The 24,416-nt window shown below is 63.8% G+C and carries 20 protein-coding genes; 9 read left to right on the forward strand and 11 right to left on the reverse strand.

The features are described 5' to 3' along the window. Window positions 1-149 precede the first annotated feature (149 nt). From hpnC to IVB13_RS18985, 5 genes are all read left to right on the forward strand, one after another. A complete protein-coding gene (hpnC, locus tag IVB13_RS18965) occupies window positions 150-1,034 on the forward strand; it encodes a squalene synthase HpnC (RefSeq protein ID WP_018456924.1) in 885 nt (294 codons plus the stop codon). Beyond that, window positions 1,024-1,863 carry a presqualene diphosphate synthase HpnD gene (gene hpnD, locus IVB13_RS18970; RefSeq protein WP_018456923.1) on the forward strand — a complete coding sequence of 280 codons (840 nt, stop codon included), beginning with the start codon at window positions 1,024-1,026 and terminating at the stop codon, window positions 1,861-1,863. The genes hpnC and hpnD overlap by 11 nt, the downstream gene beginning before the upstream one ends. Then, on the forward strand, window positions 1,863-3,116 hold the full coding sequence (hpnE, locus tag IVB13_RS18975; protein ID WP_085352235.1) for a hydroxysqualene dehydroxylase HpnE: 1,254 nt from the start codon (window positions 1,863-1,865) through the stop codon (window positions 3,114-3,116). The genes hpnD and hpnE overlap by 1 nt, the downstream gene beginning before the upstream one ends. Window positions 3,117-3,192: 76 nt before the next feature. Beyond that, a complete protein-coding gene (shc, locus tag IVB13_RS18980) occupies window positions 3,193-5,160 on the forward strand; it encodes a squalene--hopene cyclase (RefSeq protein WP_247490020.1) in 1,968 nt (655 codons plus the stop codon). Beyond that, window positions 5,157-5,906 carry a phosphorylase gene (locus IVB13_RS18985; RefSeq protein ID WP_026233265.1) on the forward strand — a complete coding sequence of 250 codons (750 nt, stop codon included), beginning with the start codon at window positions 5,157-5,159 and terminating at the stop codon, window positions 5,904-5,906. Before shc ends, IVB13_RS18985 begins: the two co-directional genes overlap by 4 nt. A gap of 81 nt (window positions 5,907-5,987) precedes the next feature. Here the strand turns inward: IVB13_RS18985 and hpnH are convergent, their stop codons facing one another. Together hpnH and ispH are read right to left on the reverse strand one after the other, a co-directional pair. Beyond that, window positions 5,988-7,148: an adenosyl-hopene transferase HpnH gene (gene hpnH, locus IVB13_RS18990; RefSeq protein ID WP_007593619.1), complete on the reverse strand. Its 1,161-nt coding sequence runs from the start codon at window positions 7,146-7,148 to the stop codon at window positions 5,988-5,990. 35 nt (window positions 7,149-7,183) lie between these two features. Next, window positions 7,184-8,110 carry a 4-hydroxy-3-methylbut-2-enyl diphosphate reductase gene (gene ispH / locus IVB13_RS18995; RefSeq protein WP_035993095.1) on the reverse strand — a complete coding sequence of 309 codons (927 nt, stop codon included), beginning with the start codon at window positions 8,108-8,110 and terminating at the stop codon, window positions 7,184-7,186. A gap of 461 nt (window positions 8,111-8,571) precedes the next feature. Here ispH and IVB13_RS19000 point away from each other — a divergent pair, with 461 nt between their 5' ends. Continuing rightward, entirely contained in the window at window positions 8,572-11,160 is a 2,589-nt protein-coding gene (locus IVB13_RS19000) for an MMPL family transporter (RefSeq protein WP_018456918.1), read from the forward strand. Here the strand turns inward: IVB13_RS19000 and IVB13_RS19005 are convergent. Beyond that, window positions 11,128-11,760: a DUF2147 domain-containing protein gene (locus tag IVB13_RS19005; protein WP_204510664.1), complete on the reverse strand. Its 633-nt coding sequence runs from the start codon at window positions 11,758-11,760 to the stop codon at window positions 11,128-11,130. The genes IVB13_RS19000 and IVB13_RS19005 overlap by 33 nt on opposite strands. 141 nt (window positions 11,761-11,901) lie before the next feature. On the opposite strand from IVB13_RS19005, the gene hpnO reads away from it, so the two are divergent. Both hpnO and IVB13_RS19015 read left to right on the forward strand, forming a co-directional pair. Further along, window positions 11,902-13,293 carry an aminobacteriohopanetriol synthase HpnO gene (hpnO, locus tag IVB13_RS19010; protein ID WP_026233264.1) on the forward strand — a complete coding sequence of 464 codons (1,392 nt, stop codon included), beginning with the start codon at window positions 11,902-11,904 and terminating at the stop codon, window positions 13,291-13,293. 115 nt (window positions 13,294-13,408) lie between these two features. Continuing rightward, entirely contained in the window at window positions 13,409-13,813 is a 405-nt protein-coding gene (locus tag IVB13_RS19015) for a GFA family protein (protein WP_247394057.1), read from the forward strand. A gap of 15 nt (window positions 13,814-13,828) precedes the next feature. Here IVB13_RS19015 and IVB13_RS19020 read toward each other — a convergent pair whose 3' ends face one another. The 5 genes from IVB13_RS19020 to IVB13_RS19040 all read right to left on the reverse strand — a co-directional run bounded on the left by IVB13_RS19020 (window position 13,829) and on the right by IVB13_RS19040 (window position 18,397). After that, window positions 13,829-14,584, reverse strand: coding sequence for an anti-sigma factor (locus IVB13_RS19020; RefSeq protein ID WP_247490023.1), 756 nt, complete (start codon window positions 14,582-14,584; stop codon window positions 13,829-13,831). Next, complete coding sequence (locus IVB13_RS19025; protein WP_247394035.1) at window positions 14,581-15,129, reverse strand: sigma-70 family RNA polymerase sigma factor; 549 nt, start codon at window positions 15,127-15,129, stop codon at window positions 14,581-14,583. The genes IVB13_RS19020 and IVB13_RS19025 overlap by 4 nt, the downstream gene beginning before the upstream one ends. A 157-nt stretch (window positions 15,130-15,286) precedes the next feature. Next, entirely contained in the window at window positions 15,287-15,622 is a 336-nt protein-coding gene (locus tag IVB13_RS19030) for a cupredoxin family copper-binding protein (protein ID WP_247394006.1), read from the reverse strand. Between the two features lie 23 nt (window positions 15,623-15,645). Beyond that, window positions 15,646-16,590 (reverse strand): metallophosphoesterase, encoded by a 945-nt coding sequence (locus IVB13_RS19035; protein ID WP_247394004.1) that lies wholly within the window; start codon window positions 16,588-16,590, stop codon window positions 15,646-15,648. 187 nt (window positions 16,591-16,777) lie between these two features. Then, entirely contained in the window at window positions 16,778-18,397 is a 1,620-nt protein-coding gene (locus tag IVB13_RS19040; RefSeq protein ID WP_204510668.1) for a GMC family oxidoreductase N-terminal domain-containing protein, read from the reverse strand. A 200-nt stretch (window positions 18,398-18,597) separates the two neighbouring features. Here IVB13_RS19040 and IVB13_RS19045 point away from each other — a divergent pair, with 200 nt between their 5' ends. Continuing rightward, window positions 18,598-19,770 carry a M20 aminoacylase family protein gene (locus IVB13_RS19045; protein WP_018456909.1) on the forward strand — a complete coding sequence of 391 codons (1,173 nt, stop codon included), beginning with the start codon at window positions 18,598-18,600 and terminating at the stop codon, window positions 19,768-19,770. An 87-nt stretch (window positions 19,771-19,857) separates the two neighbouring features. Here IVB13_RS19045 and IVB13_RS19050 read toward each other — a convergent pair whose 3' ends face one another. The 3 genes from IVB13_RS19050 to IVB13_RS19060 all read right to left on the reverse strand — a co-directional run bounded on the left by IVB13_RS19050 (window position 19,858) and on the right by IVB13_RS19060 (window position 24,262). Then, the gene (locus tag IVB13_RS19050; RefSeq protein ID WP_247490025.1) at window positions 19,858-21,486 is read right to left on the reverse strand and encodes an inorganic phosphate transporter; all 1,629 of its coding nucleotides are present in this window, start codon (window positions 21,484-21,486) and stop codon (window positions 19,858-19,860) included. A 98-nt stretch (window positions 21,487-21,584) separates the two neighbouring features. Next, window positions 21,585-23,027 carry a UdgX family uracil-DNA binding protein gene (locus tag IVB13_RS19055; protein ID WP_247490027.1) on the reverse strand — a complete coding sequence of 481 codons (1,443 nt, stop codon included), beginning with the start codon at window positions 23,025-23,027 and terminating at the stop codon, window positions 21,585-21,587. After that, window positions 23,027-24,262 (reverse strand): putative DNA modification/repair radical SAM protein, encoded by a 1,236-nt coding sequence (locus IVB13_RS19060; protein WP_247490029.1) that lies wholly within the window; start codon window positions 24,260-24,262, stop codon window positions 23,027-23,029. Before IVB13_RS19060 ends, IVB13_RS19055 begins: the two co-directional genes overlap by 1 nt. Between the last annotated feature and the right edge of the window lie 154 nt (window positions 24,263-24,416).

Consider the following 24,416-nt stretch of genomic DNA (forward strand, 5'->3'; position numbering starts at 1 on the left):
TGATGCAATATTCGTTGTAATCATTGATAATTTCGCTCTTTGCCATCTCGCTTATATTCCCCTATATGGGGGCCGCGGCGGCATCGCCCGCACGGGCTCGCGCGAGCGAAAAAGCCCTTCCTGTCCAAACGATTGTAGACCAGCCCTCGATGACCTCTGCGAGCGAATTGCGATCCGGCAAGGGTGAGCGCGACGAGAATTTTCCCGTCGCGTCCTGGATCATTCATCCGCGTCATCGCGCGCTGATCCTGGCGTATTACAATTTCGTCCGCACCGCCGACGACATCGCCGACCACGCCACGCTGCCGCCGGACGAGAAGCTCGCTTATCTCGACCTGCTCGAGGCGGAATTGCTCGGCAAAGGCGACACCCAGGCCGAGGCCGTCAGCCTGCGGCACGCACTGGCCGAACGCGGCATGGCGTCGCGCCACGCGCTCGACGTGCTCATCGCGTTCCGTATGGACGTGACCAAGTTGCGCTACGAGAATTGGGACGAGGTCATCCATTATTGCCGCTACTCGGCGATGCCGGTCGGCCGCTTCATGCTCGACGTCCATGGTGAGAGCACCTCGACCTGGGCCGCGTCAGATGCGCTCTGCGCAGCGCTGCAGATCAACAACCACCTCCAGGATTGCGGCAAGGATTTCCGCGAGCTCAACCGCGTCTATCTGCCGCGCGATGCGCTGGCCGCGAGTGGCGCCTCGGTCGAGCAGCTCGGACTGGCGCAGTCGCCACCGGCGATGCTGGCCTGCCTTCAGGCTCTCGCCGTCCGCAACGAAGCGCTGCTCGCCGAGGGCAGGTCGCTAGCTGCGGAGATCCGGGATTTCCGCCTCGGCGTCGAGGTCTCGGTGATCCAGGCCTATGCCGACCGCATCGTGCGCCTGTTGAAGGTGCGCGATCCCCTGCGCGAGCGCGTGCACCTGAACAAGCTCGAGCTCCTCACCTTCAGCCTCGCCGGCATGATCGGCGAAGTCGGCCGCCGCACGGTCGGACGCAAGGCCATTTCCAGACCGGGGACTGCACATGACGCTTGAGGCGACCTCGCCCGGCGCCAATTATGGCTCGACCGCATCCGGCAGTTCGTTCTACGCCGCGATGCGCATCCTGCCGCACGACCAGCGTGAAGCGATGTTCCAGATCTACAGCTTCTGCCGCCAGGTCGACGACATCGCCGATTCCGATGGCCCGCGCGACGAACGGCTCGCCGCCCTTCAGGCGTGGCGCAACGACATCGATGCGCTCTACCAGGGCAATCCGCCGCCGCGGCTGAAGGACTACGTCACCTCGGTGAAGACCTTCGGCCTCAAGCGCGAGGATTTCCTCGCCATCGTCGACGGCATGGAGATGGACGTGCCGCAGGACATCCGCGCGCCCGACATGGCGACGCTGGATCTCTACTGCGATCGCGTCGCGAGCGCCGTAGGGCGGCTGTCGGTCCGGGTCTTCGGCTTGCCAGAAGAAGACGGCATCGAGCTCGCCCATCATCTCGGCCGCGCGCTCCAGCTCACCAACATCCTGCGCGACATCGACGAGGACGCGGGCCTCGGCCGGCTCTATCTGCCGCGCGAAGCGCTGCTGCATGCCGGCATCACCTCCAACGATCCGGACCGCGTGATCGTCGAGCGCGCGCTGCCGAAGGTCTGCCTGCCACTGGCGCAGCGCGCAAAGGTGTATTTCGAGAAGTCGGACGAGATCATGAACCGCAACCGGCGCCGCGCGGTGCGCGCGCCGCGGATGATGTCGAAATACTATCATGCCATTCTGGATCTCCTGATCGCGCGCGGGTTCAACGCGCCGCGCGAGCCGGTGCGTGTGTCGAAGATCACACGTATCGCCATCCTGCTCCGATACGCTCTCATCTGATGCAAAAAACAGCTCACATCATTGGCGCTGGAATCTCCGGCCTCTCCGTCGCCGTGCGACTTGCCAATGCCGGCTTCAAGGTCGCCGTGCACGAAGCGACGCAGCAGGCCGGCGGCCGTTGCCGTTCCTATTTCGATGGCGCCACCAATCTCACCATCGACAACGGCAACCATCTGCTGCTGTCCGGCAATAGCCATGCGCGCGCCTATGCGCGTTCGATCGGGACCGAGGCGGGCCTCGTCGGTCCGGAGCGCGCGCAGTTTCCCTTCGTCGATCTCAAGACCGGGCAGCGCTGGCAGATCGACCTCGGCGACGGCCGGCTCCCGACCTGGGTGCTCGACGAGAGCCGCCGCGTCCCCGACACTGGGCTGACCGATTATCTGAAGCTGGCGCCGCTGATCTGGGCATCGGAAGAGACGCTGGTCGGCAAGTCAATTCCGTGCGAAGGCGTTCTCTATCAGCGCCTGGTGCAGCCTCTGCTGCTCGCGGCCCTCAACGTCGATCCACCCGAAGGCTCGGCGGGGCTTGCCGGCGCGATCGTGCGCGAGACGCTGCTCGCCGGCGGGCAGGCCTGCCGTCCCCTGATCGCGCGCGACGGGCTCAGCGCGGTACTGATCGAGCCCGCCGTGACGTTCCTGCAGGGGCGCGGGCACAGCGTTCAGCTCGGCCATGAGCTGCGCTCGTTTGCGACCCATGACGGCAAGGTCGGCGCGCTGAATTTCGGCGGCGAGGATGTGATCCAGATCAGCGAAGGCGACGTCGTCGTGATGGCAGTGCCGCCGCGCGCTGCCTCCAACCTGCTGCCGGGCCTGAAGACGCCGACCGAATTCCGCGCCATCGTGAATGCGCATTTCCGCGTCGAGCCGCCGGCGGGATCGGCACCGATCCTCGGCGTGATCGGCGGCGTCGTGGAATGGCTGTTTTCGTTCCCGAACCGGCTGTCCGTCACCATCAGCAACGGCGACCGTCTGGTCGACATGCCGCGCGAGGAACTCGCGCAGGCGATCTGGAACGACGTCTGCAAGGCGGGCGGTGTTTCCGGCGAGCTGCCCCCCTGGCAGATCGTGCGCGAGCGCCGTGCCACATTTGCGGCGACGCCGGCGCAGAATGCCCTGCGTCCAGGGCCGGTCACTGCGCTGAAAAACCTGTTTCTTGCAGGCGATTGGACTGCTACGGGATTGCCTGCAACCATCGAGGGATCGGTCCGATCCGGTGATCGCGCCGCCGATCTGGTTCTGGCCGCCAAGGGATAGTGACAGGCGGCCCTGACGGGCATTTGTCCCAGTCAATTTCGGCCCATTCAATCGACTATCGGAGCAATCGAGCGAGATGGATTCCGTGAACGCGACCAGCCGCGAAGCCCAAGAATTCAGGAACTTGGAATCGAGCATTGCGTCGGCCACCGAAGGCGTCCTCGGCTTCCAGCAACCCGACGGCCATTGGGTGTTCGAGCTCGAGGCAGATTGCACGATTCCGGCCGAATACGTCCTGCTGCGCCATTATCTCGCCGAGCCGGTCGATGCCGTGCTCGAAGCCAAGATCGCCAATTATCTTCGCCGCGTGCAGGGCGCCCATGGCGGCTGGCCGCTGGTGCATGACGGCGAGTTCGACATGAGCGCCAGCGTCAAGGCGTATTTCGCGCTGAAGATGATCGGGGATTCCATCGACGCGCCGCACATGGTGCGTGCGCGCGAGGCGATCCATTCCCGCGGCGGCGCCATTCACAGCAATGTCTTCACGCGATTCATGCTTGCGATGTTTGGCCTCGTGACCTGGCGCGCGGTACCGGTGCTGCCGATCGAGATCGTGCTGCTGCCGTTCTGGTCGCCGTTCCACATCAACAAGATCTCCTACTGGGCGCGCACCACCATGGTGCCGCTGATGGTCATCGCCGCGCTGAAGCCACGGGCGAAGAATCCCAAGGGTGTCGGCATCGACGAGCTGTTCCTGCAGGATCCGCGCTCGATCGGCATGACCGCCAAGGCGCCGCACCAGAGCATGGCCTGGTTCGTGCTGTTCCGCGCGCTCGACGGCATTTTGCGCGTGGTCGAGCCGATGTTTCCCAAGAGCCTGCGCAAACGCGCCATCGACGCGGCGCTCGCCTTCACCGAGGAGCGGCTGAACGGCGAGGACGGCATGGGCGCGATCTATCCGCCGATGGCCAACATCGTCATGATGTACGACGCGCTCGGCAAGGACGAGAACTTCCCGCCGCGCGCGATCACGCGCCGGGGCATCGACAAGCTGCTCGTGATCAAGGACGACGAAGCCTATTGCCAGCCCTGCGTCTCGCCGGTGTGGGACACGACGCTGACCGCCCACGCGCTGCTCGAAGCCGGCGGCGACAAGGCGGTGCCGGCCGCCAAGCAGGGTCTCGACTGGCTGATCCCGAAGCAGGAGCTCGAGGTGAAGGGCGACTGGGCGGTGAAGCGGCCCGACGTACGCCCGGGCGGCTGGGCCTTCCAGTACAACAATGCCCATTATCCCGATCTCGACGACACCGCGGTGGTCGTGATGTCGATGGACCGGATGCGCCGGGAGCACGGTGCGGCCGGCTATGACGCCGCGATCGACCGTGCCCGGGAGTGGATCGAGGGCATGCAGAGCAACGACGGCGGCTGGGCCGCCTTCGACGTCAACAATCTCGAATATTACCTGAACAACATCCCGTTCTCGGACCATGGCGCACTGCTCGATCCACCGACCGAGGACGTCACCGCCCGCTGCGTCTCGATGCTGGCCCAGCTCGGCGAGACCGCGGAGACCAGCAAGCATGTCGCGGACGGGATCGCCTACCTGCGCAAGACCCAGCACTCCGAAGGGTCCTGGTACGGCCGCTGGGGCATGAACTTCATCTACGGAACCTGGTCGGTGCTGTGCGCCCTCAACATGGCCGGCGTCCGCCATGACGATCCCATGATCCGGAAAGCCGCCGGCTGGCTGGCCTCGATCCAGAACCAGGACGGCGGCTGGGGCGAGGATGCCGTCAGCTACCGGTTGGACTACCGGGGCTGGGAGGCCGCCCCCTCGACCGCCTCGCAAACGGCATGGGCCTTGCTTGCCTTGATGGCTGCTGGCGAGGTTGATCACCCGGCCGTCGCCCGCGGGGTGGAGTACCTGATTGCAACACAGAACGAAAAAGGACTGTGGGACGAACAGCGGTACACCGCCACGGGCTTTCCCCGTGTATTCTATCTACGGTACCATGGTTATCCGAAGTTCTTCCCGCTGTGGGCGTTGGCGCGGTATCGGAACTTGCGGAACACCAACAGCAGGGTGGTAGGGGTCGGAATGTGACTTTGGGGACGGGGGACTATCTTACCGCGGGTCAAACCGTTGATCCGCGGCCTATATTGATCGTGACTGGACTGGTTCAGGAGGCCCGCATCGCGGCCGGGCCTGGCATGGCGGTCATCTGTTCGTCGAGCAGCCCCACCCAGTTGCGGGCGCTGTTGACGGTGCTGGATCCCGAGACGATTCGCGGTGTGATCTCCTTCGGCGTGGCCGGCGGGCTCGACCCGACGCTGCGCTCCGGCGACGTCGTGCTGGCGACCGAGGTGCTCGCGGGCGATACCCGCTGGGCCGCTGGCCTCTCGCTCGGCGACGACCTCATCGACCGCCTGACGTCGGGGCGCCGCCGCGTTGTGCGCGGCAGCCTCGCGGGTGCCGAGGAAGTGGTCACGGGGCGCTCCTGCAAGGCGGCGCTGCATTCGGAGACGGGAGCGGCCGCCGTCGACATGGAAAGCCACATCGCGGCGGCCTACGCCGCCGAGGCCGGCTTGCCGTTCGCCGCGGTCCGCGTCATCAGCGATCCCGCCCATCGCGCGCTGCCGGCGCTCGCCCGCGCCGCCATCAAGCCGAATGGCCAGATCGACGTGCTGGCCGTGCTGCGCGGCATCGCGCGCAACCCGACTGCGCTGCACGGACTGGTCTCGACCGGCCTCGACTTCAACCGCGCGCTACGCAGCCTGCGCGGCTGCCGCGACTTCCTGATCGGCACCGAACTGGTCGACAGCGAGGCGCTGGTCTCCGAGGCGGCCTGAGCGGGTTCTGCGATCACTAAAAACAAAAGGCCCGGTCGCCATTGGCGATCGGGCCTTTTCTTGTTGGTGGGACTAGCGCGCTTACGCGGCGGTCGACGCCTTCCGTGCGGCCTTCTCCTGTGCGGCGGCGGCCTCGTCCTTGCGGATCTCCGACAGGCGCTTCTGCACTTCCGCGGAGAAGATGTACTGCGCAGGACGCTGCTTGGACATGTCGATCTCCGGCGCCATCGGACCCGTGGTCCTGATGCCGCGCAGCGACACCCACATCGCCTTCAGCGGGTTGTTGATGGCGGCGGTCGCCGCCGTCGGCTCGTAGCCGCAATGGGCCATACAGTCGGCGCACTTCTCGTACTTGCCGGTGCCGTAGGTCTCCCAGTCGGTGGTGTCCATCAGCTCCTTGAAGGTTTTTGCATAGCCTTCACCGAGCAAATAGCAGGGCTTCTGCCAGCCGAAGATGTTGCGCGCGGGCATGCCCCAAGGCGTGCACTCGTATTCCTGGTTGCCGGCGAGGAAGTCCAGGAACAGGCCGGAATGCATGAAATTCCACTTCTTGCCCTTGCCCATCGCAAAGACGTCGCGGAACAGCTTCTTGGTCTTGGTGCGGTTGAGGAAGTGCTCCTGGTCCGGCGCGCGCTCATAGGCGTAGCCCGGCGACATCGAGACGCCGACGCCGAGCTCGACGGTCAGGTCGAGGAATTTGGCGATCTCTTCGGCCGGGTGGCCGTCGAAGATGGTGGCGTTGACGTTGACGGTGAAGCCGCGGGCCTTGGCCGCCTTGATCGCGGAGACGGCGCGGTCGAACACGCCCTTCTGCGACACGGCCTTGTCGTGGTGCTCCTTCAGGCCGTCGAGATGCACGGAGAAGAACAGGTAGGGCGAGGGCTCGAACAGATCGAGCTTCTTCTCGAGCAACAGCGCGTTGGTGCAGAGCGAGACGAACTTCTTGCGCGCGACGAGGCCGCGCACGATCTCGCCGATCTCCTTGTGGATCAGCGGCTCGCCGCCGGGAATGGCGACCATAGGCGCACCGCACTCGTCGGCCGCGTCCCAGCACTCCTGCGCCGTCATGCGGCGGTTGAGGATCGCATCCGGATAATCGATCTTGCCGCAGCCGACGCAGGCGAGGTTGCAGCGAAACAGCGGTTCCAGCATCAGCACGAGCGGATAGCGCTTGCGGCCAAGCAGCTTCTGCTTGATCAAATAGCCGCCGATACGCATTTCCTTGAAGAAGGGGATAGCCATTACAAGTTTCTTTCTGGGCTTGAAATTCGGGTGGGTCAGCTCGCAGCCAGTTCGGCCGGAAGCCGGAATTCGATGTTTTCCTCGCGGCCCGGGAGCACCGAGACCTTGACCGGTCCGATCCGCCGCATTGCTTCGATCACGTCATCCACGAGTACCTCGGGCGCCGAAGCGCCAGCCGTGACACCGACGGTTCTGGCATCTTTCAACCACTCGGGATTGAGCGCGCTGCCGTCGGCAATCAGATAACTCGCGACACCGGCCTCAGTGCCGATTTCGCGGAGCCGGTTCGAATTCGAGCTATTGGCAGCGCCCACCACCAAGATCACGTCGACCAGCTTGCTCAAGTCCCTTACCGCAGATTGGCGGTTCTGTGTCGCATAGCAGATATCCCGGATATCCGGGCCTTGAATATCTGTAAAGCGGGCCTGCAGGGCCGAAATGATGTCCTTTGTGTCATCCACCGACAGGGTGGTCTGGGTGATATAGGCCACTGGCGTATCCGCCGGCAGCTCAAGGGCCTTAACCTCTTCAACGCTTTGGACCAGCAGTACGGGGGCGGGAACCTGGCCCATCGTACCCTCGACCTCGGGGTGGCCGGCATGGCCGATCAGGATCAGGGTGCGGCCCCTGGCGATGTAGCGCTTCCCCTGATTGTGAACTTTCGTGACCAAGGGGCAGGTGGCATTGAGCACCGGAAGGTCGCGCGCGGCCGCTTCTTCCTCGACGCTGCGGGCGACGCCATGAGCGCTGAAGACCGTCACCGCCTTCGGCGGCACCTCCGACAGTTCCTCGACGAAGATCGCGCCCTTGTTCTTCAGGCTCTCGACGACGTACTTGTTGTGCACGATCTCATGGCGCACGTAGACGGGCGGGCCGTACTTCTCCAGCGCCCGTTCCACGATCTCGATCGCACGCACTACCCCCGCGCAAAAGCCGCGCGGTTGCGCCAGATAAACTTCCATTGGACGGCCATCACGCAAGTTGCACCAATCCGCTCTCAAGTTCAGGGGACACCCCGATACGAACCAATGAGTTGCAATATCCGCACCATCGGTTCGGCGCACGCGGTAGCCGCCCACCCCTGCCGGGGCCCCGGTGCATGGAGGGGCAGTACTTTGTGTCAAAAAATCGGCAGTAAGGAAAGGTGGAATGAACTTTGGTTCCCTGCCGGATCAGTTTCGCGGTATTATAGTAGAGGGTGCCCGTGGCAGCAACGTGGCGACATTTGTGCGCACGCTTCGTCACTTTCCCGCCTCAACTCCTCGGCTATACCGATGGCCCGCATGATTATGCCATGGTCTTCCGCCGTTTACCTCGAAGCTTCTGACGGCGATAACCACTCAAAACAGCAATAGGTTTCGGCCGGGAACTCCGTTAAACAGCGGGCGTTTCCGGCAAGCTGTTAACCGCAGAAAGAAAAGTAGTGCTGCAAAGCGTCGTCGTTGCCATCGTCAGGGCCTGCACCCGGTTTGCCTCCCTCGTCGTCGTTCTCGGGCTCCTGCTGGCGGTGGGGGCGGGCTATTACACGTCCCAGCATTTCGCCATCAACACCGACATCAACTCGCTGATTGCCCAAAATCTGGACTGGCGCCAACGCGACCAGCAGTTCGATCGCGCCTTCGACCGCGATGCGACGATTACGGCGGTGGTCGAAGCCAAGACGCCGGAGATGGCGACCGCGGCGTCGGACGCGCTCTATGCCAAGCTGAAGGACAACAAGACCGAATTCCAGTCGATGCAGCAGCTCGGCACCGGCGAGTTCTTCGAGAAGAATGGTCTGTTGTTCCTGCCGACAGAGGAAGTTGCCAAGGTCACCGGCCAGTTCGAATCCGCAGCACCCCTGATCGAGATCATGGCGGGCGATCCCTCGATCCGCGGCCTGACCGGCGCGCTCGAGACGGGACTTGCCGGCGTCAAGCGCGGGCAGGTCAAGCTCGACAACACCGAACGGCCCTTCAACCAGATCGCGCAAACGGTCGAGACCGTGCTCAACAAGGGCAATGCGACGTTCTCCTGGCGCCAGCTCGTCAGTGACGAGCCGCTGACGGATTCGGACAAGCGCGCCTTCATCGAGTTCAAGCCGATCCTCGACTACAACGCGCTTGAGCCCGGCAAGGGCGCAACCGACGCGATCCGCAAGGCCGCAGCCGATCTGGATTTTGCCACCAAATATCAGGCGCGAGTCCGGCTGACCGGGCCGGTCCCGATCGCCAACGAGGAATATGCAACCGTCCAGGAAGGCGCCGTCGTCAATGGCATCGGCACGGTCCTCGTCGTGCTGCTCATCCTGTGGCTGGCGCTGCATTCGGCGAAGATCATCTTCGCGGTGTTCGTCAATCTCTTCGTCGGTCTTGCGCTGACCACCGCCGCCGGCCTGATGATGGTGGGCTCGCTCAATTTGCTGTCGATCGCATTCGCCGTGCTGTTCGTCGGCCTCGGCGTCGATTTCGGCATCCAGTACAGCGTCCGCTATCGCTCCGAGCGCTACAAGCACAACGATCTCTCGGGTGCGCTGATCCTGGCCGCCAAGCGCTCGGCAATTCCGTTGTCGCTGGCGGCAATGGCGACCGCGGCTGGCTTCCTCTGCTTCATCCCCACGGACTACAAGGGTATCGCCGAACTCGGCCAGATCGCCGGCGTCGGCATGCTGGTCGCGTTCCTCACTAGCATCACCGTGCTCCCGGCGATGCTGAAGCTGTTGAACCCGCCCGGTGAGAAAGAGCCGGTCGGCTATGCCTTCCTGGCGCCGCTCGATCACTTCCTGGAGAAGCACCGCGTGCTGGTCGTCGGTGGCACCATGTTTCTGGCGGTCGCCGGCCTGCCGCTGCTCTATTTCATGAAGTTCGACTTCAACCCGATGAATCTGCGCAACCCGAAGGCAGAGTCGATCGCGACCTTCCTCGACTTGCGCAAGGATCCCAACACGGGCGCCAATGCCATTAACGTGATGACCACGTCGGAAGAGCAGGCAAGGCAGGTGGAGGCGAAGCTGGAGAAGGTGCCGGAGGTGTTGCGGGTGATGTCGCTCAACAGCTTCGTTCCTGAAGACCAGCCGCCGAAGCTGAAGCTGCTCGCGCAGGGCGCCAAGGTGCTGAACCCCGCGCTCAATCCCGACCAGATCGACGCCGCGCCGTCGGACAAGGAAAACGTCGATGCGCTGAAATCGTCGGTCGACAATCTGCGCCGGACCGCAGGCGATGCGAAGGGCCCGGGTGCGGTTGCCTCGCGTCGGCTCGCGGATGCGCTGGAAAAGCTCGCCAATGCCGATGAAGCCACACGGAACAAGGCGCAGGACGTGTTCGTCGCGCCGATGAAGATCGTGTTCGACCAGCTCCGGAACGCGTTGCAGGCCGAGCCGGTCACCCTGAAGTCATTGCCGGCAGATCTCGTCAGCGCCTGGAAGAGCAAGGACGGTATCATCCGCGTCGAGGCGCTGCCGAAGGGTGATCCCAACGACAACGACACGCTACGCAAATTTGCGGCGGCGGTGCTCGTTGCCGAGCCGACCGCGATCGGCGGTCCGGTCTCGATCCTGAAATCCGGCGACACCGTGGTGAAGGCGTTCATCCATGCCGGAATCTATGCGCTGCTGGTGATCGGCCTGTTGCTGTGGATCACGCTGCGCCGGTTCGTCGACGTGTTGATGACGCTGGTGCCGCTGTTGGTGGCAGGCGCGGTCACGCTCGAGATCTGCGTGCTGATCGGCTTGCCGCTCAACTTCGCCAATATCGTCGCGTTCCCGCTGCTGCTCGGCGTCGGCGTGGCCTTCAAGATCTACTATGTCGTGGCCTGGCGCTCGGGCAGGACAAACCTGCTCCAGACCAGCCTGACGCGCGCGATCTTTTTCAGCGCGCTGACAACGGCCACCGCGTTCGGCAGCCTTTGGCTGTCGAGCCATCCCGGCACGTCCAGCATGGGCAAGCTGCTGGCGTTGTCGCTGGTGACGACGCTCGCCGCCGTGCTGCTGTTTCAGCCCGCCCTAATGGGCAAACCCCGCAATCTCAGGGAGTAGGCAGATGTCGCCGACCTGGTCGGCGGCGCCCTTCTGACCGGGTTTGGCGGTGCCGGCGGCCTTCGGGGCTGCGGGCGCAGGCTGCGCCACCGTAGCGCCGGTCGTTCCCGGGGCTTTCGGTGCCGCGCCGGTGGGCTTCGGCGCGCCCTTGGCCATGGCGTTGGCGGAGCTCAAGGGAATCGGGGGGCTGACCCGGGTCCAGGTCTCGCCACCGCACAGGAACCCCATCACGCAGCCCTTGATCTCGAGCTGGTCGGTGCCAACCGGCGTGATGGTTGCGCTGTAGAGCTGGCCGTCCTTGGCATTGTAGACCTGACCTTCCCATTGATCGGCGCCGGGCTTTTTCTTCATGTCGATCAGGGTCGCCATGCCCAGCGTGGGCCGGGTCTTTTTCGACGCGTCCGGATTGTTCTCGTCGCGGCCGCCGGGCTGTTTTTCCCAGGAAACCGCGCCCCACATGCTGCCATTGCATTGGGCGACACGAATGTTGGCGACGCCGTCGGCAACCCGCCAGTCGCCGGTCGGATCGGCCGCGAGCGCCGGGTTCAGGCAGGTGTAACCGCCAGCCAGTATTAGTCCGGTGTAAAGGGCTAAACGCATGATAGTTCCTTGGCAGTGCAACATGGTCTAAAGCTCTGCTTGCGAAGATGGTCCGAAAAAGGGCAAAAGGCCGCACAGACCGTTTTCAGCGACGTTCCGTTTTCAGTTGACGAGACGGCCCTCAACCGAAGTATGTAGCGGATGCACAGCCCAAATCCAGACATGTCTCAGCTGTTCGCGGACCGCCAGGCCCAGCGCAGCGCCCTGCATAATCGGCATCTGAACGAGCAGTTCGTTCGGGTTCTGAAGACCATCGGCTACGATGTCGGCTTCCAGAAGGGGCAGGGACAGTATCTCTACGACCGCGACGGGGCCCGCTATCTCGACCTCTTGTCCGGTTTTGGCGTGTTTGCGATCGGGCGCAATCATCCTGTCATGCGTGAGGCGCTCAAGAGCGTGCTCGATGCCGACCTGCCCAACCTCGTCCAGTTCGACGTCTCGGTGCTCGCCGGCGTGCTCGCCGAGCGGCTCCTGAAATACGTCCCCTATCTCGACAAGGCGTTCTTCGCCAATTCCGGCGCCGAATGCGTCGAAGCGGCGATCAAGTTCGCCCGCGGCGCCACCGGCCGTCCGGGGATCGTCTATTGTGCCCACGGCTATCATGGCCTGACCTATGGCGCGCTGTCGCTGACCGGTGATTCGAACTTCCGCACCGGCTTCGAGCCGCTGCTGCCGGGATGCACTTCGATCCCGTTCAACGATCTCGCCGCGCTCGAAAAGGCGCTGGCCTCGCGCGAGGTGGCGGCCTTCGTCGTCGAGCCAATCCAGGGCAAGGGCGTCAACATGCCCACCGACGAGTTCCTGCCGGGTGCAGCTGCGCTCTGCAAGAAATACGGCACGCTGTTCGTCGCCGACGAGATCCAGACCGGCATGGGCCGCACCGGCCGCTTCCTCGCGGTCGAGCACTGGAACGTCGAGCCCGACATGGTGCTGCTGTCGAAGTCGCTGTCCGGCGGCCACGTGCCGGTCGGCGCGGTGCTGACGCGCAAGAGCATCTTCGACAAGATCTTCAACCAGATGGACCGCGCCGTCGTGCACGGCTCAACTTTCTCCAAGAACGACCTGGCGATGGCCGCCGGCATCGCCACGCTCGACATCATGGAGTCCGAGAAACTGATCGAGTCCGCCGCCAAGCGCGGTGCCGAGCTGCGCCTCGCGCTCACGCGTATGGTGCCCGGCTACGAGCTGTTGAAGGAAGTCCGCGGCAAGGGCCTGATGATCGGCGTCGAGTTCGGCCCGCCGAAATCGCTGCGGCTGCGGGCGTCCTGGAACGTGCTGGAGGCGGCCAATAAGGGCCTGTTCTGCCAGCTCATCACCGTGCCGCTGTTCAAGGACCACAAGATCCTCACGCAAGTCGCCGGCCATGGCAGCCACACCATCAAGCTGTTGCCGCCGCTCACCATCACCGAGGAAGATTGCGGCTGGATCGAGCGTGCGTTCGACGACGTCATCGCCGGCAGCCACAAGGTTCCCGGCGCGATCTGGTCGCTCGGCAAGACGCTGGTGGACAATGCGGTGCGAAGGTCTGCGTAAGGCCTCTGCTGCGGCCTGATGTCGCGACGTGCGACCTGCTGAAGCAGTCCGTCTCCCGAAATTCCAAATCGACGCTTATTTTCCGGCATTGACCTGACCGGGAGAGGAGTGGGCGATGCCTTTGACTGGCGGCTGTCATTGCGGCGCGATCCGTTATGAAGTGAACGGCGACATGATGGTGCATGCGCTCTGCCATTGCGCGGATTGCCGCCGTCACTCCGGGGCACCGATGGTTGGCTGGGCGATGTATTCGCTCAAGGCGGTCAAAGTCGTGCGCGGTCAGCCGAAGATCTATCAATCATCCGAACATGGACGACGTCACTTCTGTGCCGATTGCGGCACGGGGCTGTTCTACATCAACGAAAACCTGATGCCCGATATCATCGATATCCAGAGCGGCACCTATGATGACCCCGATGCCATGCCGGCGACGATGCACATTCAGGTCGCCGAGCGGATTGGCTGGATGGAGCGGGCTCACGAACTGCCCGTCTTCGAACGATTTCCTCCGCTCGAATGACTGGATGCGCAGAGGCTAACCGTTCATCGCCGCCTCGAACTTGTCGACGAATTCGGCAAGCTCGTCTGCGCCGAGATCGCTGACGGCCCAGAAGCTCAGGCCGCGATTGCCCCAGCGCCGGCAGTTGAAGCCCTGCATGGTTTCGGTCTTGGGCGCGCGGTATTCCGCGTTCGATGTCTGCGACACGAACAGATTGACGACGTGCTGCCGGCGCTTGTAGACGACCGCACCGATCGCACGTGCGTCGATATAGTCGAGCCTGCCGCCGACCAGCGTAAACCCTTGCGCGGTGAGGTCGACGACGGGCGGAGCGACGTCGAGCTTGCCGTTGAACCACGGCTTCACCGTGTGCTGGTCGGTCGAGACCACGTCGATGAGGTGGCCGGCCTGGAGCGAGCGAAGATGCGCGGAGACGACCTCCGACAGGATGCGCTGCTGGTCGTCCTGGCGCAGCACCAATGCGGCGACGCCGGAGGCGGCGAGCGCGGAGACTGCCGAGCCCATCGCAAAGCCGCGCAGCACGGAGCGGCGGCTCGGCTGTTGATGCTGCGGCTGCGGCAGCGAGGCCTCGATACGCGCACGCAGGCTCGCCGGTGCGGTGTAGCGCAAATCGGCGTCTGCGAGCACGCGCTGCATCTCGCGCTGCGCGGCGAACTCCGCAGCGCAGGCCGGGCAGCCGGCGATATGGGCTTCGACCTCGCGCGCGTGGCCGGCATCGAGCTCGTTGTCGAGCAGCGCGTGAAGCAGGATTCTTGCTTCGTCGCAGGTCATCTTGCTTGCTCCTCATCCGCCGTCCAGCCCGCGCGCAGCATGGCGCGGGCGCGGGCGAGGCGGGACATCACAGTGCCGACGGGCACGCCGGCGGCCTCGGCGATTTCACGATAGGACAGGTTGTTGATCTCCCGCAGCACGAACGTTTCCTTGAACGGCTCGGCGAGCGCGTCGATCAGCTTGCGGATCGCGCTCGCATCGCGGCTGCGCAGCACTTCGGTTTCGGGGCTGGCCTCGGTCTCCTGCCAGATCGGCGTCTGCTCGGCAGCGCCGGGCGTATCCTCGATCGCGGTGTGCCTGTGTGCGCGCCGTGCATATTCGGCATTGCAGACGTTACGCAGGATCGCGAATAGCCAAGGCTTTATCGCCGGCCCACGATAGCTGTCGAAATGCTTCAGCGCGCGCAGATAGCACTCCTGCACCGCGTCCTCGGCATCGGAGGGGTCACGCAAGAGATAGCGCGCGAGCGTGTAGACGTCGTCGAGATGGGGCAGCGCCGCCTCGCGGAAGCGTTGCGCCTTCTGCAAATCGTCGTTGGCGGGCATCGCTCCTCGCTTTGCCTCTTGTTCTGCTCGTTGCTTGGTTTCGTCGCTGTTCGTCTCGTCCCTATTCGTTTCGTCCCTGAGTGTGACCGAAGGCACACGGGCCCGGCCGGTGTGGGACCACCGGCCGGGCAAGACGTTGATGCCTTGGTTCGAGGTGTTACTCAACCTTGATCATCCCCGTCATGTGCGGGTGCAGAGAACAAAAATATTTGTAGTCGCCCGCATTGGTGAAGGTGAACGAGAACTTGTCGTCAGTGTCCAGGGTCTTGGACCTGAATTTGCCGGCCGACACCACGGTGTGGGGGATGTCGTCCCGGTTGGTCCAGGTCACGGTGGTGCCGACCTTGATCCTGAGCTCGGCCGGCTGGAAGACGAAGTTGTCGATATGCACCTCCATGTCCTCGGCACGGGCGGTTGTGACGGGTAATAGCATGGCCGCGGCCAGAGCGAGACCGAAGGCGACACCGAGGTCGCGGCGATTGAGAATCTTCATTGTCAGCTTCCGTTAGCCTTGCATCAACCCTGGAGCGGCGTGTCGATGATCGCGAGCCGCTGCTCGTTCTGCTTGAAGTTGATGCTGGCAACGCCAAGCATCGCGCGGAGCTTTGCGTCCTCGACCTTCATCGGTCCAGGCGAGGGGGCAGCTCCCGGCGTCGGCTGCGGGAAGGCGGTCGAGCGTGCAGTGTGGAAGGTGACGTTGCCCTCGACCTTCTGCATCACCTGGTGAATATGGCCGTTCAGCACGGTGACCGAACCAAAGCCTTTTACCTGGTCCAGCGCGCGAGCACCGTCCTCGGTGCCCCAGCCCCATTCGGGGTAGACGGTCCAGAGCGGAATGTGGGCGAACAGCACGATCGGCGTCGATTTCGACTTGCCGCGCAGATCGTCCTCGAGCCAGGCGAGCTGCTCGGCACCGAGATTGCCGAGGCCGCCGGCCTTGAGGTCGACGACATTGACGAGGCCGATGAAGTGCACGCCGCCGGCGTCGAACGAATACCAGCCTGCGCCCTTGGTACCGCGGCCGTAGCGCTCGCGATAAAACTTCACCTCCTCGTCGAGGAAATCATGCTCGCCGGGCACGTAGTGCACGTCGAGCTTGCTCTGCGAGATGATGCGATCGGCATTGTCGAACTCGGCGGCCTTGGAGAGATGCGTGATGTCGCCAGTGTGGATCATGAACGACGGCTTGACCGGCATCGCGTTGATCTTGTTGACGGCTTCCTCCAGCGTGCCGAGCGCGTTGGGATTGGCCGGCTTGTCGAAGCCGACATGGCTGTCGCTGATCTGGAGGAAGGTCATTCCGGGCGCCGCCGCGGTCGCAGCCTGCGCGGAATCGATGATGCCGAGCGAGCGCGGGACGCCACCGGTGACGGTCCAGAGCACCCCGGTGCCCGCCCAGGTCATACATTCCAACACCTTGCGGCGGCTTAAGCCGTCCTCACCGTGATCGTGTCCGCTCATCGCGCAGCTCCACTCCGCCCGGAATTGGGCTTCGGAGATGTGATTGGGAGAGGAGGGGACTTATTCCCGGACGCGATGACGTTTTCGTGAGGTGGTTGGACGCGTAGCCCGTATGGAGCGTAGCGGAACACGGGACCAGACTTACGATACTCCCTGGATTTCGCTACGCCCGATCAAAGCTACGCATTCACTTTGCATCCTCCAAAATCATCGTCGCGCCTTTCTCGGCGATCATCGCGGTCGGCGTGTTGGTGTTGCCAGACGTGATGGTCGGCATGATCGAGGCATCGACAATGCGAAGGCTGCCGAGACCGTAGAAGCGCAGGCGTTCGTCGACCACCGCCATCGGATCATTTGCTGCGCCCATCTTCGCGGTACCGACGGGATGGAAGATGGTGGTGCCGATGTCGCCGGCGGCCTTGGCAAGAGAGGCATCGTCGTCGCCGACGGCGGGGCCGGGCAGATATTCGCTTGGGCGGTATTTTGCCAAGGCCTTCTGCTGCATCAGGCGGCGGGTGGTGCGGATGGCATCGGCGCCGACCTGACGGTCGTCGTCCGTTGAAAGATAATTCGGCGCGATGATGGGCTTCTCGTCCGGCGCCGCCGAACGCAGACGTACGGTGCCACGCGATGTCGGCTGGAGATTGCAGGCGCTCACCGTGATCGCGGGAAAGCGGTGCAGGGGATCGCCGAACTTGTCGAGCGACAGCGGTTGCACGTGGAACTGGATGTTGGCGCGTGCGCGCGTCGCATCGGAGCGGGTGAAGATGCCGAGCTGCGACGGCGCCATGGTCAACGGCCCGCGGCGGCGGAAGGCGTAGTCGAGGCCCATCAGGCCGCGTCGAACCAGGTTGTAATAGGTCTCGTTCAGTGTGCGCACGCCTTCGACCTTGTAGATCGCGCGCTGCTGCAGATGATCCTGCAGATTGCGGCCGACGCCGGGCTTGTCCATCACGATGTCGATGCCGAGCGGCGACAGCCAGTCGGCAGGTCCGATGCCGGAGCGATGCAGCACCTGTACCGAGCCAATCGCGCCTGCCGAGAGGACCACCTCGCGTTTCGCACGCGCCTCGATGATCTCGCCATTCTGGATGAAGCGCACGCCGACGGCGCGGCCCTGTTCGATGATCAGACGATCGACCAGCACATGCTTTTCGAGCCGCAGGTTCGGGCGGTTCAATACCGGCTTGAGAAAGCCGCGCGCCGACGACCAGCGCCGGCCGCGCTTCTGATTGACGTGGAAATAGCTGGTGCCTTCGTTGTCGCCGGTATTGAAATCCGGGATGCGCTTGATGCCCATCTCCTCGGCCGCATCGCCCACGGCATCGAGTATGTCCCAGGACAGCCGCGGCGCCTCGATGCGCCAGCCGCCGCCGGCGCCGTGATGCTCGCTTGCGCCGAGGAAGTGATCCTCGAGCCGTTTGAACAGCGGCAGCACGTCGTCATAACCCCAGCCGGTCATGCCGAGCTGGCGCCAGTGATCGTAATCGGCGGCCTGTCCACGCATCGAGATCATGGCGTTGATCGCCGAGGAGCCGCCGATCACCTTGCCACGGGGATAGGCGAGCGAGCGGCCGTTCAGGCCGGGCTCGGCCTCGGTCCTGAACATCCAGTCCGAGCGCGGATTGCCGATGGCGAAGAGATAGCCGACGGGAATGTGGAACCAGATCCAGTTGTCGTCGCCGCCGGCTTCGAGGAGGAGGACGCGATTGCTGGAATTGGCCGACAGCCGGTTGGCGACGATGCAGCCCGCCGTGCCGGCCCCAACGACAATATAGTCAAACTCACCTTCGAGCCGCCTTGGCATTCTGCTTCCACCCAATAGGCATTATGCCCAGGCTTGTCCCAGGCATCCACGCACTTTCCGTTCTAATAGTCAGACGTGGATGGCCGGGACAAGTCCGGCCATGACGGGAGGACAGAGCTACCCCAGATCCCCGCCAGTTGGGTGGACTGGTGCTTGCATGGTAGACAGGCCTGCATTTTCAACAAAGCTTGAGACCCTCCATGCCCATCGTGAACCGCGTCGCCGACCTTCAACCCGATATTCAGGCCTGGCGCCGGGACATCCACCAGCATCCGGAGCTGCTCTACGACGTCCACCGCACCGCAGCATTCGTCGCGGACCGCCTGCGCGAATTCGGCTGCGATGAGGTCGTGACGGGCATCGGCCAGACCGGCGTGGTCGGCGTGATCAAGGGCAGCAAGCCGGCCGGCGAGGGCCTCAAGGCCATCGGCCTGCGTGCCGACATGGATGCCCTGCCGGTCGAGGAACAGACCAACTTGCCTTACGCTTCGAAGACCCCCGGCAAGATGCACGCCTGCGGCCATGACGGCCACACCGCGATGCTGCTCGGTGCTGCGCGCTATCTCGCCGAGACCCGCAACTTCGCCGGCGATGCGGTGGTGATCTTCCAGCCGGCCGAGGAGGGCGGCGCGGGTGGCTTGGCCATGGTCAAGGACGGCATGATGGAGCGCTTCGGCATCGAGCAGGTCTACGGCATGCACAACGGTCCGGGCATTCCGGTGGGCTCGTTCGCGATCCGGCCGGGTCCGATCATGGCGGCGACCGATGAGGTCGATATCATGATCGAGGGCCTCGGCGGCCATGCCGCGCGGCCGCACAAATGTGTGGATTCCGTTCTGGTCGGTGCACAGGTGATCACGGCGCTGCAGTCGATCGTTGCGCGCAGCGTCGATCCGCTGGAATCGGCCGTGATTTCGATCTGCGAGTTCCACGCAGGCAATGCCCGTAACGTGATTCCACAAACCGCGACACTGAGGGGCACCATCCGCACGCTGTCGCCGGAGGTGCGCAAGCTGGTGGAGAAGCGCGTCCACGAGGTTGTGGCGGGCGTGGCGCAGATCACCGGCGCCAAGATCGATCTGCACTACAAGCGGAATTATCCCGTGGTGAACAATCACGCCGCGGAGACCGAGATCGCACGTCGCATCGCGGGGCAAGTTGCGGGCGAGGCCAATGTGCTCGAGATGTCGCCGCTGATGGGCGGCGAGGATTTCGCCTATATGCTGGAAGCGCGCCCCGGCGCCTTCATCTTCTGCGGCAACGGCGACAGCGCCGGCCTGCATCACCCCGCCTACAATTTCGACGACGACGCCATCGTTTACGGCACATCGTATTGGGTTAAGCTGGTCGAGGAATCGCTCGCGGCATCGTAAGGCCAAGCGCAAGATCAAGCCGAAAGCACAAACGAAAAAGGGCCCGCGCATCGCACGGGCCCTTTGTCTTCGAGTGACTGATCGGCTTCAGAAGATCCGCGAGAAGATCACGTACAGCGTGCCCGACAACAGGATAGCGACGGGCAAGGTCAGCACCCAGGCCATCACCATGTTCCTGATGGTGGCGACCTGGAGACCCGAACCGTTCGCGGCCATGGTGCCGGCGACGCCGGACGACAGCACGTGGGTGGTCGAGACCGGCAGGCCGAACGCGTCGGCGGCGCCGATCGTGGCGGCGGCGACGAGCTCGGCGGAGGCACCCTGCGCGTAGGTGAGATGGGTCTTGCCGATCTTCTCGCCGACGGTGACGACGATGCGCTTCCAGCCGATCATGGTGCCGAGACCGAGCGCGATCGCGACCGCGACCTTCACCCAGGTCGGGATGAACTTGGTCGCGCTGTCTAGCCCGCCTTTGTAGGCGTTCAAGGTCGCGACCTCTTCCTTGCTGAGGTCGTTTTCCTTGTCCTTCATCAGGAATCGGATCGCTTCCGAAGTCAGGTACATGTCGTTGCGGGTGTTGCCGACGACTTCCGCCGGCACCTTGTTCAGCGAACCGTATTTCGCGACCTGCTCGCCGACATCCTTCACCAGCACTGACAGCGAAGGGTAGGTGCCTTCGCTGATGTGATGCGAGGTGACGTACTGCGTCACCGCAGGACGGGGATCGCCGATGATCGCATGGCCGGCGCCCTTGGCCGCAACCACCTTGGAGGCGGCATCCGAGACCTTCGCGAACTGGGCGACCTGCGACTCCGGCAATGCGCGGTTGAGCGCATAGGCTGTGGGCACGGTGCCGATCAGGATCAGCATGATCAGGCCCATGCCCTTCTGGCCGTCGTTCGAACCATGGGCGAAGCTGACGCCGGTGCAGGTCAGGATCAGCAGGCCGCGAATCCACATCGGCGGGGCTTTGTGACCCTCAGGGGCGGCATAGAGCGCCGGGTTCTTGATGATCAGCTTGAGCAGCAGAAGCAGGCCGGCGGCGCAGATGAAGCCGACCAGTGGCGACAACAGAAGCGCATAGCCGATCTCCGTAGCCTTGCCCCAGTCCACGCCCGAGGTGCCGTCGCGGCCGCGCATCAGCGCGTTCGCAACGCCGACTCCGATGATCGAGCCGATCAGCGTGTGCGAGGAGGAGGCCGGCAGGCCGAAATACCAGGTGCCGAGGTTCCAAAGGATCGCGGCGATCAGCAGCGCGAACACCATCGCGAAACCGGCGCTGGAGCCGACCTGCAGGATCAGCTCGACCGGTAGCAGCGAGACGATGCCGAAGGCGACCGCGCCGGACGAGAGCAGCACGCCGAGAAAGTTGAAGAAACCCGACCACATCACCGCGACTTCGGCCGGCCGCGAATGGGTGTAGATCACGGTCGCTACCGCGTTGGCGGTGTCGTGGAAGCCGTTGACGAATTCGAAGCCGAGCGCGATCAGCAGCGCGACAAACAAGAGGATGTAGGGCAGATAGCTCGTGACCCGCGTGCCGGTCGCATCGACATCCGAATAGATGCTGTAGGCCACATAGAGCAGGCCCGCGGCGAGGATGCCGAAGAACAGGATCATCGTCAGCGGATTGAAGCCCTTGTCGAGATTTGGCCGCGAGGCCGGCTGGATCGGCGCGGGATCGGCTACCGCGCGGTCGAATGCAACATCGGTCATGTCTGGAGGCCCCTTAACTTTCTGTAGGGGCTATTGTCCGCGATGGATTTGAAGGCTGGATGACAGGCGAGGCATGAAAGGGGTTTTCCCGCCCGTATTCAGGCGGCGCGCGCGGCTTTCTTCTGCAACCCGGCGACGATCTTCAAATCTTCGACAAAGCGCCGATATTCCAGCACCTTGGCTTCCGGATCGGGCAGCCGCAGCAGATAGGACGGGTGCACCGTCACCAGCGCCTTGTGACCGTCGGGCAGGTCGATGAGCCGGCCGCGGTTCTTTCCGATCGGGGTGATCTTGCCGAACACGCTCTGCGCGGCGGTCGCGCCCATCGCGACGATGAGATCGGGCTGGATGACGGAGACCTCCCGCTCATACCACTGCCGGCAGGCCTTTATCTCCGGCGTATTCGGCTTCTGATGCAGGCGAATCTTGCCGCGCGGCACGAATTTGAAGTGTTTCACCGCGTTGGTGACATAGACCTTCTTGCGGTCGACGCCGGCCTCCTGCAGCGCCTTGTCGAGCATCTGGCCGGCTGGACCGACGAAGGGATGGCCGGCGAGGTCTTCCTTGTCGCCAGGTTGTTCGCCGACCAGCATGATATTGGCGGACTTCGGACCCTCGCCGAACACGGTCTGGGTGGCGTCCTTGTAGAGATGGCAGGCGCGGCAGTGGGCGGCCTCCTCGCGGAGCGCTTCGAGATCGTCGGCAGCGGTCTTGCGTTTCATCGGAGCCTCCGGCCGCTTTTGAGGCTTGTGCGGATCGGTTGGGGCATTGGCGATCATGGCGCCGGTCATGCGCTCGGCGTCCTCAATCAGGGGCTTAATGATCGAAGCCTCGGGCAGGTTCCTCCAATATTTCTTCGGCATCTCGGTCTGCATTGCCTTCACCTTCAGGCGGGCCGGATTGAAGATGCTGGCGTAGTAGCGCCGCCAGGTTTCCTCCAGCCGGTCTTCGCTCGGTGCCTCGCTCTTGCTGACGCCTGATGTGAACGAGAGCGCGTGGCCATCCCAATGCGCGCACAAATCCGGCGTCAGGATCGACCAGGGCATGTCGGCAAAGCGCTTGGCGAAGAACGGCGCGGCGAGCTCGACGATGTGATGCTCCGGCTCGAACCAGGCGACGTAGTGTGCTTCGCGTTCCCTGCCGATCTCACGGAAGCGCACGAAGGCATGCATCTTGTGCTCGTCGCGGTAGACCGCCTTTGCCATGGCCGCGACTTGCGCGACATCGGGATCGGTCGCGACCTCGATGAGGTAGTGATTGTCCTTCAGCCGAAACAGCAGGCGATAGAGGATCGCGAAACGCTCGGGATCGCGATGCAGGATCGCGGCCTTGGCGAGCTCGACGAATTTTGCCGGCACGTTGAAGGTACCGTCGCCAGCCGCCGGCAGCGCAGACGGCGAGGGCGTCGCGAACAGCTCCGCTTCGCCGCCCTGCACGGCCCAGGTGACATCGGCCGGTTTCGTTTGGTGAAGCACGAGGCTACGTGCGGCTTTACGCCAGCCGTCGAAATCGGTTTCGTTCTCGAGGGTGATGTACTGCATCAGAAGCCAAATCCCAGTTGTGTGGCCTTCGGCTTGAACCGTTCGATCAGCCGTGCCTCGTCGAGGCGGTGCGGCGCGGGCCGGTGATCGCTCAGCACGATGAACGGCAGCGCTTTGTTCCGGGGCACATGCAGCCGCGCGAGATCGGCGACGCGGATGGTGGTCGTGCGGCGCGCCGCGATGATGCGCTCGACCGCCTTGGTGCCGAAGCCCGGCACGCGCAACAACTCCTCGCGGCTGGCGCGGTTGACGTCGAGCGGGAAGCGGTCGCGGTGACGCAGCGCCCAGGCGAGTTTTGGATCGATGTCGAGCGGCAGCATCGCGCTATCGTCGGCGATCTCGCCGACGTCGAAGCCGTAGAACCGCATCAGCCAATCGGCCTGATAGAGACGGTGCTCGCGCAGCAAGGGCGGCGCGCGCAGAGGCAGCGCGCGGCTGGCATCGGGGATCGGGCTGAACGCGGAATAATAGACGCGCCTCAGCCTGTATGAACCGTAGAGATTGGCGCTGGTGTGGAGGATGGTGTGGTCGGAGGCCGCGTCGGCGCCGACGATCATCTGCGTGCTTTGGCCGGCCGGTGCGAAGCGCTGCGGCTTGGCTTTTGTGTTCGCGCTGCGGCTTTCCTCGGCCTCGTCCAGCTTCAGCCGCAGCCGGCCCATGGTGCGGCGGATCGCGCGCACGTCTTTCTCGGGCGCGAATTGCTGCAGGCTCGTCTCCTGCGGCATCTCGATGTTGATGGAGAGACGGTCGGCATATTTGCCGGCCTCGGAGATCAATGCATCGTCGGCCTCGGGGATCGTCTTGAGATGGATGTAACCGCGGAAGTGATGCTCCTCGCGCAGTTTGCGCGCGACGCTCACCACCTGCTCCATGGTGTAGTCGGGGTTGCGGATGATGCCGGAGGAGAGAAACAGTCCTTCGATGTAATTGCGCCGGTAGAAGTCGAGCGTCAGCTTGACGACTTCGTCGATGGTGAAGCGGGCACGCGGCACGTTGGAGGAGGCCCGGTTGACGCAATAGAGGCAGTCGTAGTTGCAGGCGTTGGTCAGCAGCACCTTGAGCAGCGAGATGCAGCGGCCGTCCGGCGCGTAAGAATGGCAAATGCCCATGCCGGGCGCGGTCGATCCCATGCCCTTGCCGTCGCTGGAATCCCGCCTCTCGGTGCCGCTGGAGGCGCAAGACGCGTCGTACTTGGCGGCGTCGGCCAGGATTTCCAGCTTGCGTTGCACGTCCATATTGGAATCCCTTTGATTCAGCTCATGAATCCCAAGGCCCGCCAATTCGATTGACTCCCGGGGCGTCGTTAGCTTTATATTAGAACATATCATGAACAAATGAGCTAGCCGCTGGTTCTCTTTTTGAGAGCCACCGGCGATCACCCTTGAGGAG

The organism is Bradyrhizobium sp. 17, from assembly GCF_023073515.1.
In the GTDB taxonomy this organism is placed as follows: Bacteria; Pseudomonadota; Alphaproteobacteria; order Rhizobiales; family Xanthobacteraceae; genus Bradyrhizobium; species Bradyrhizobium canariense_D.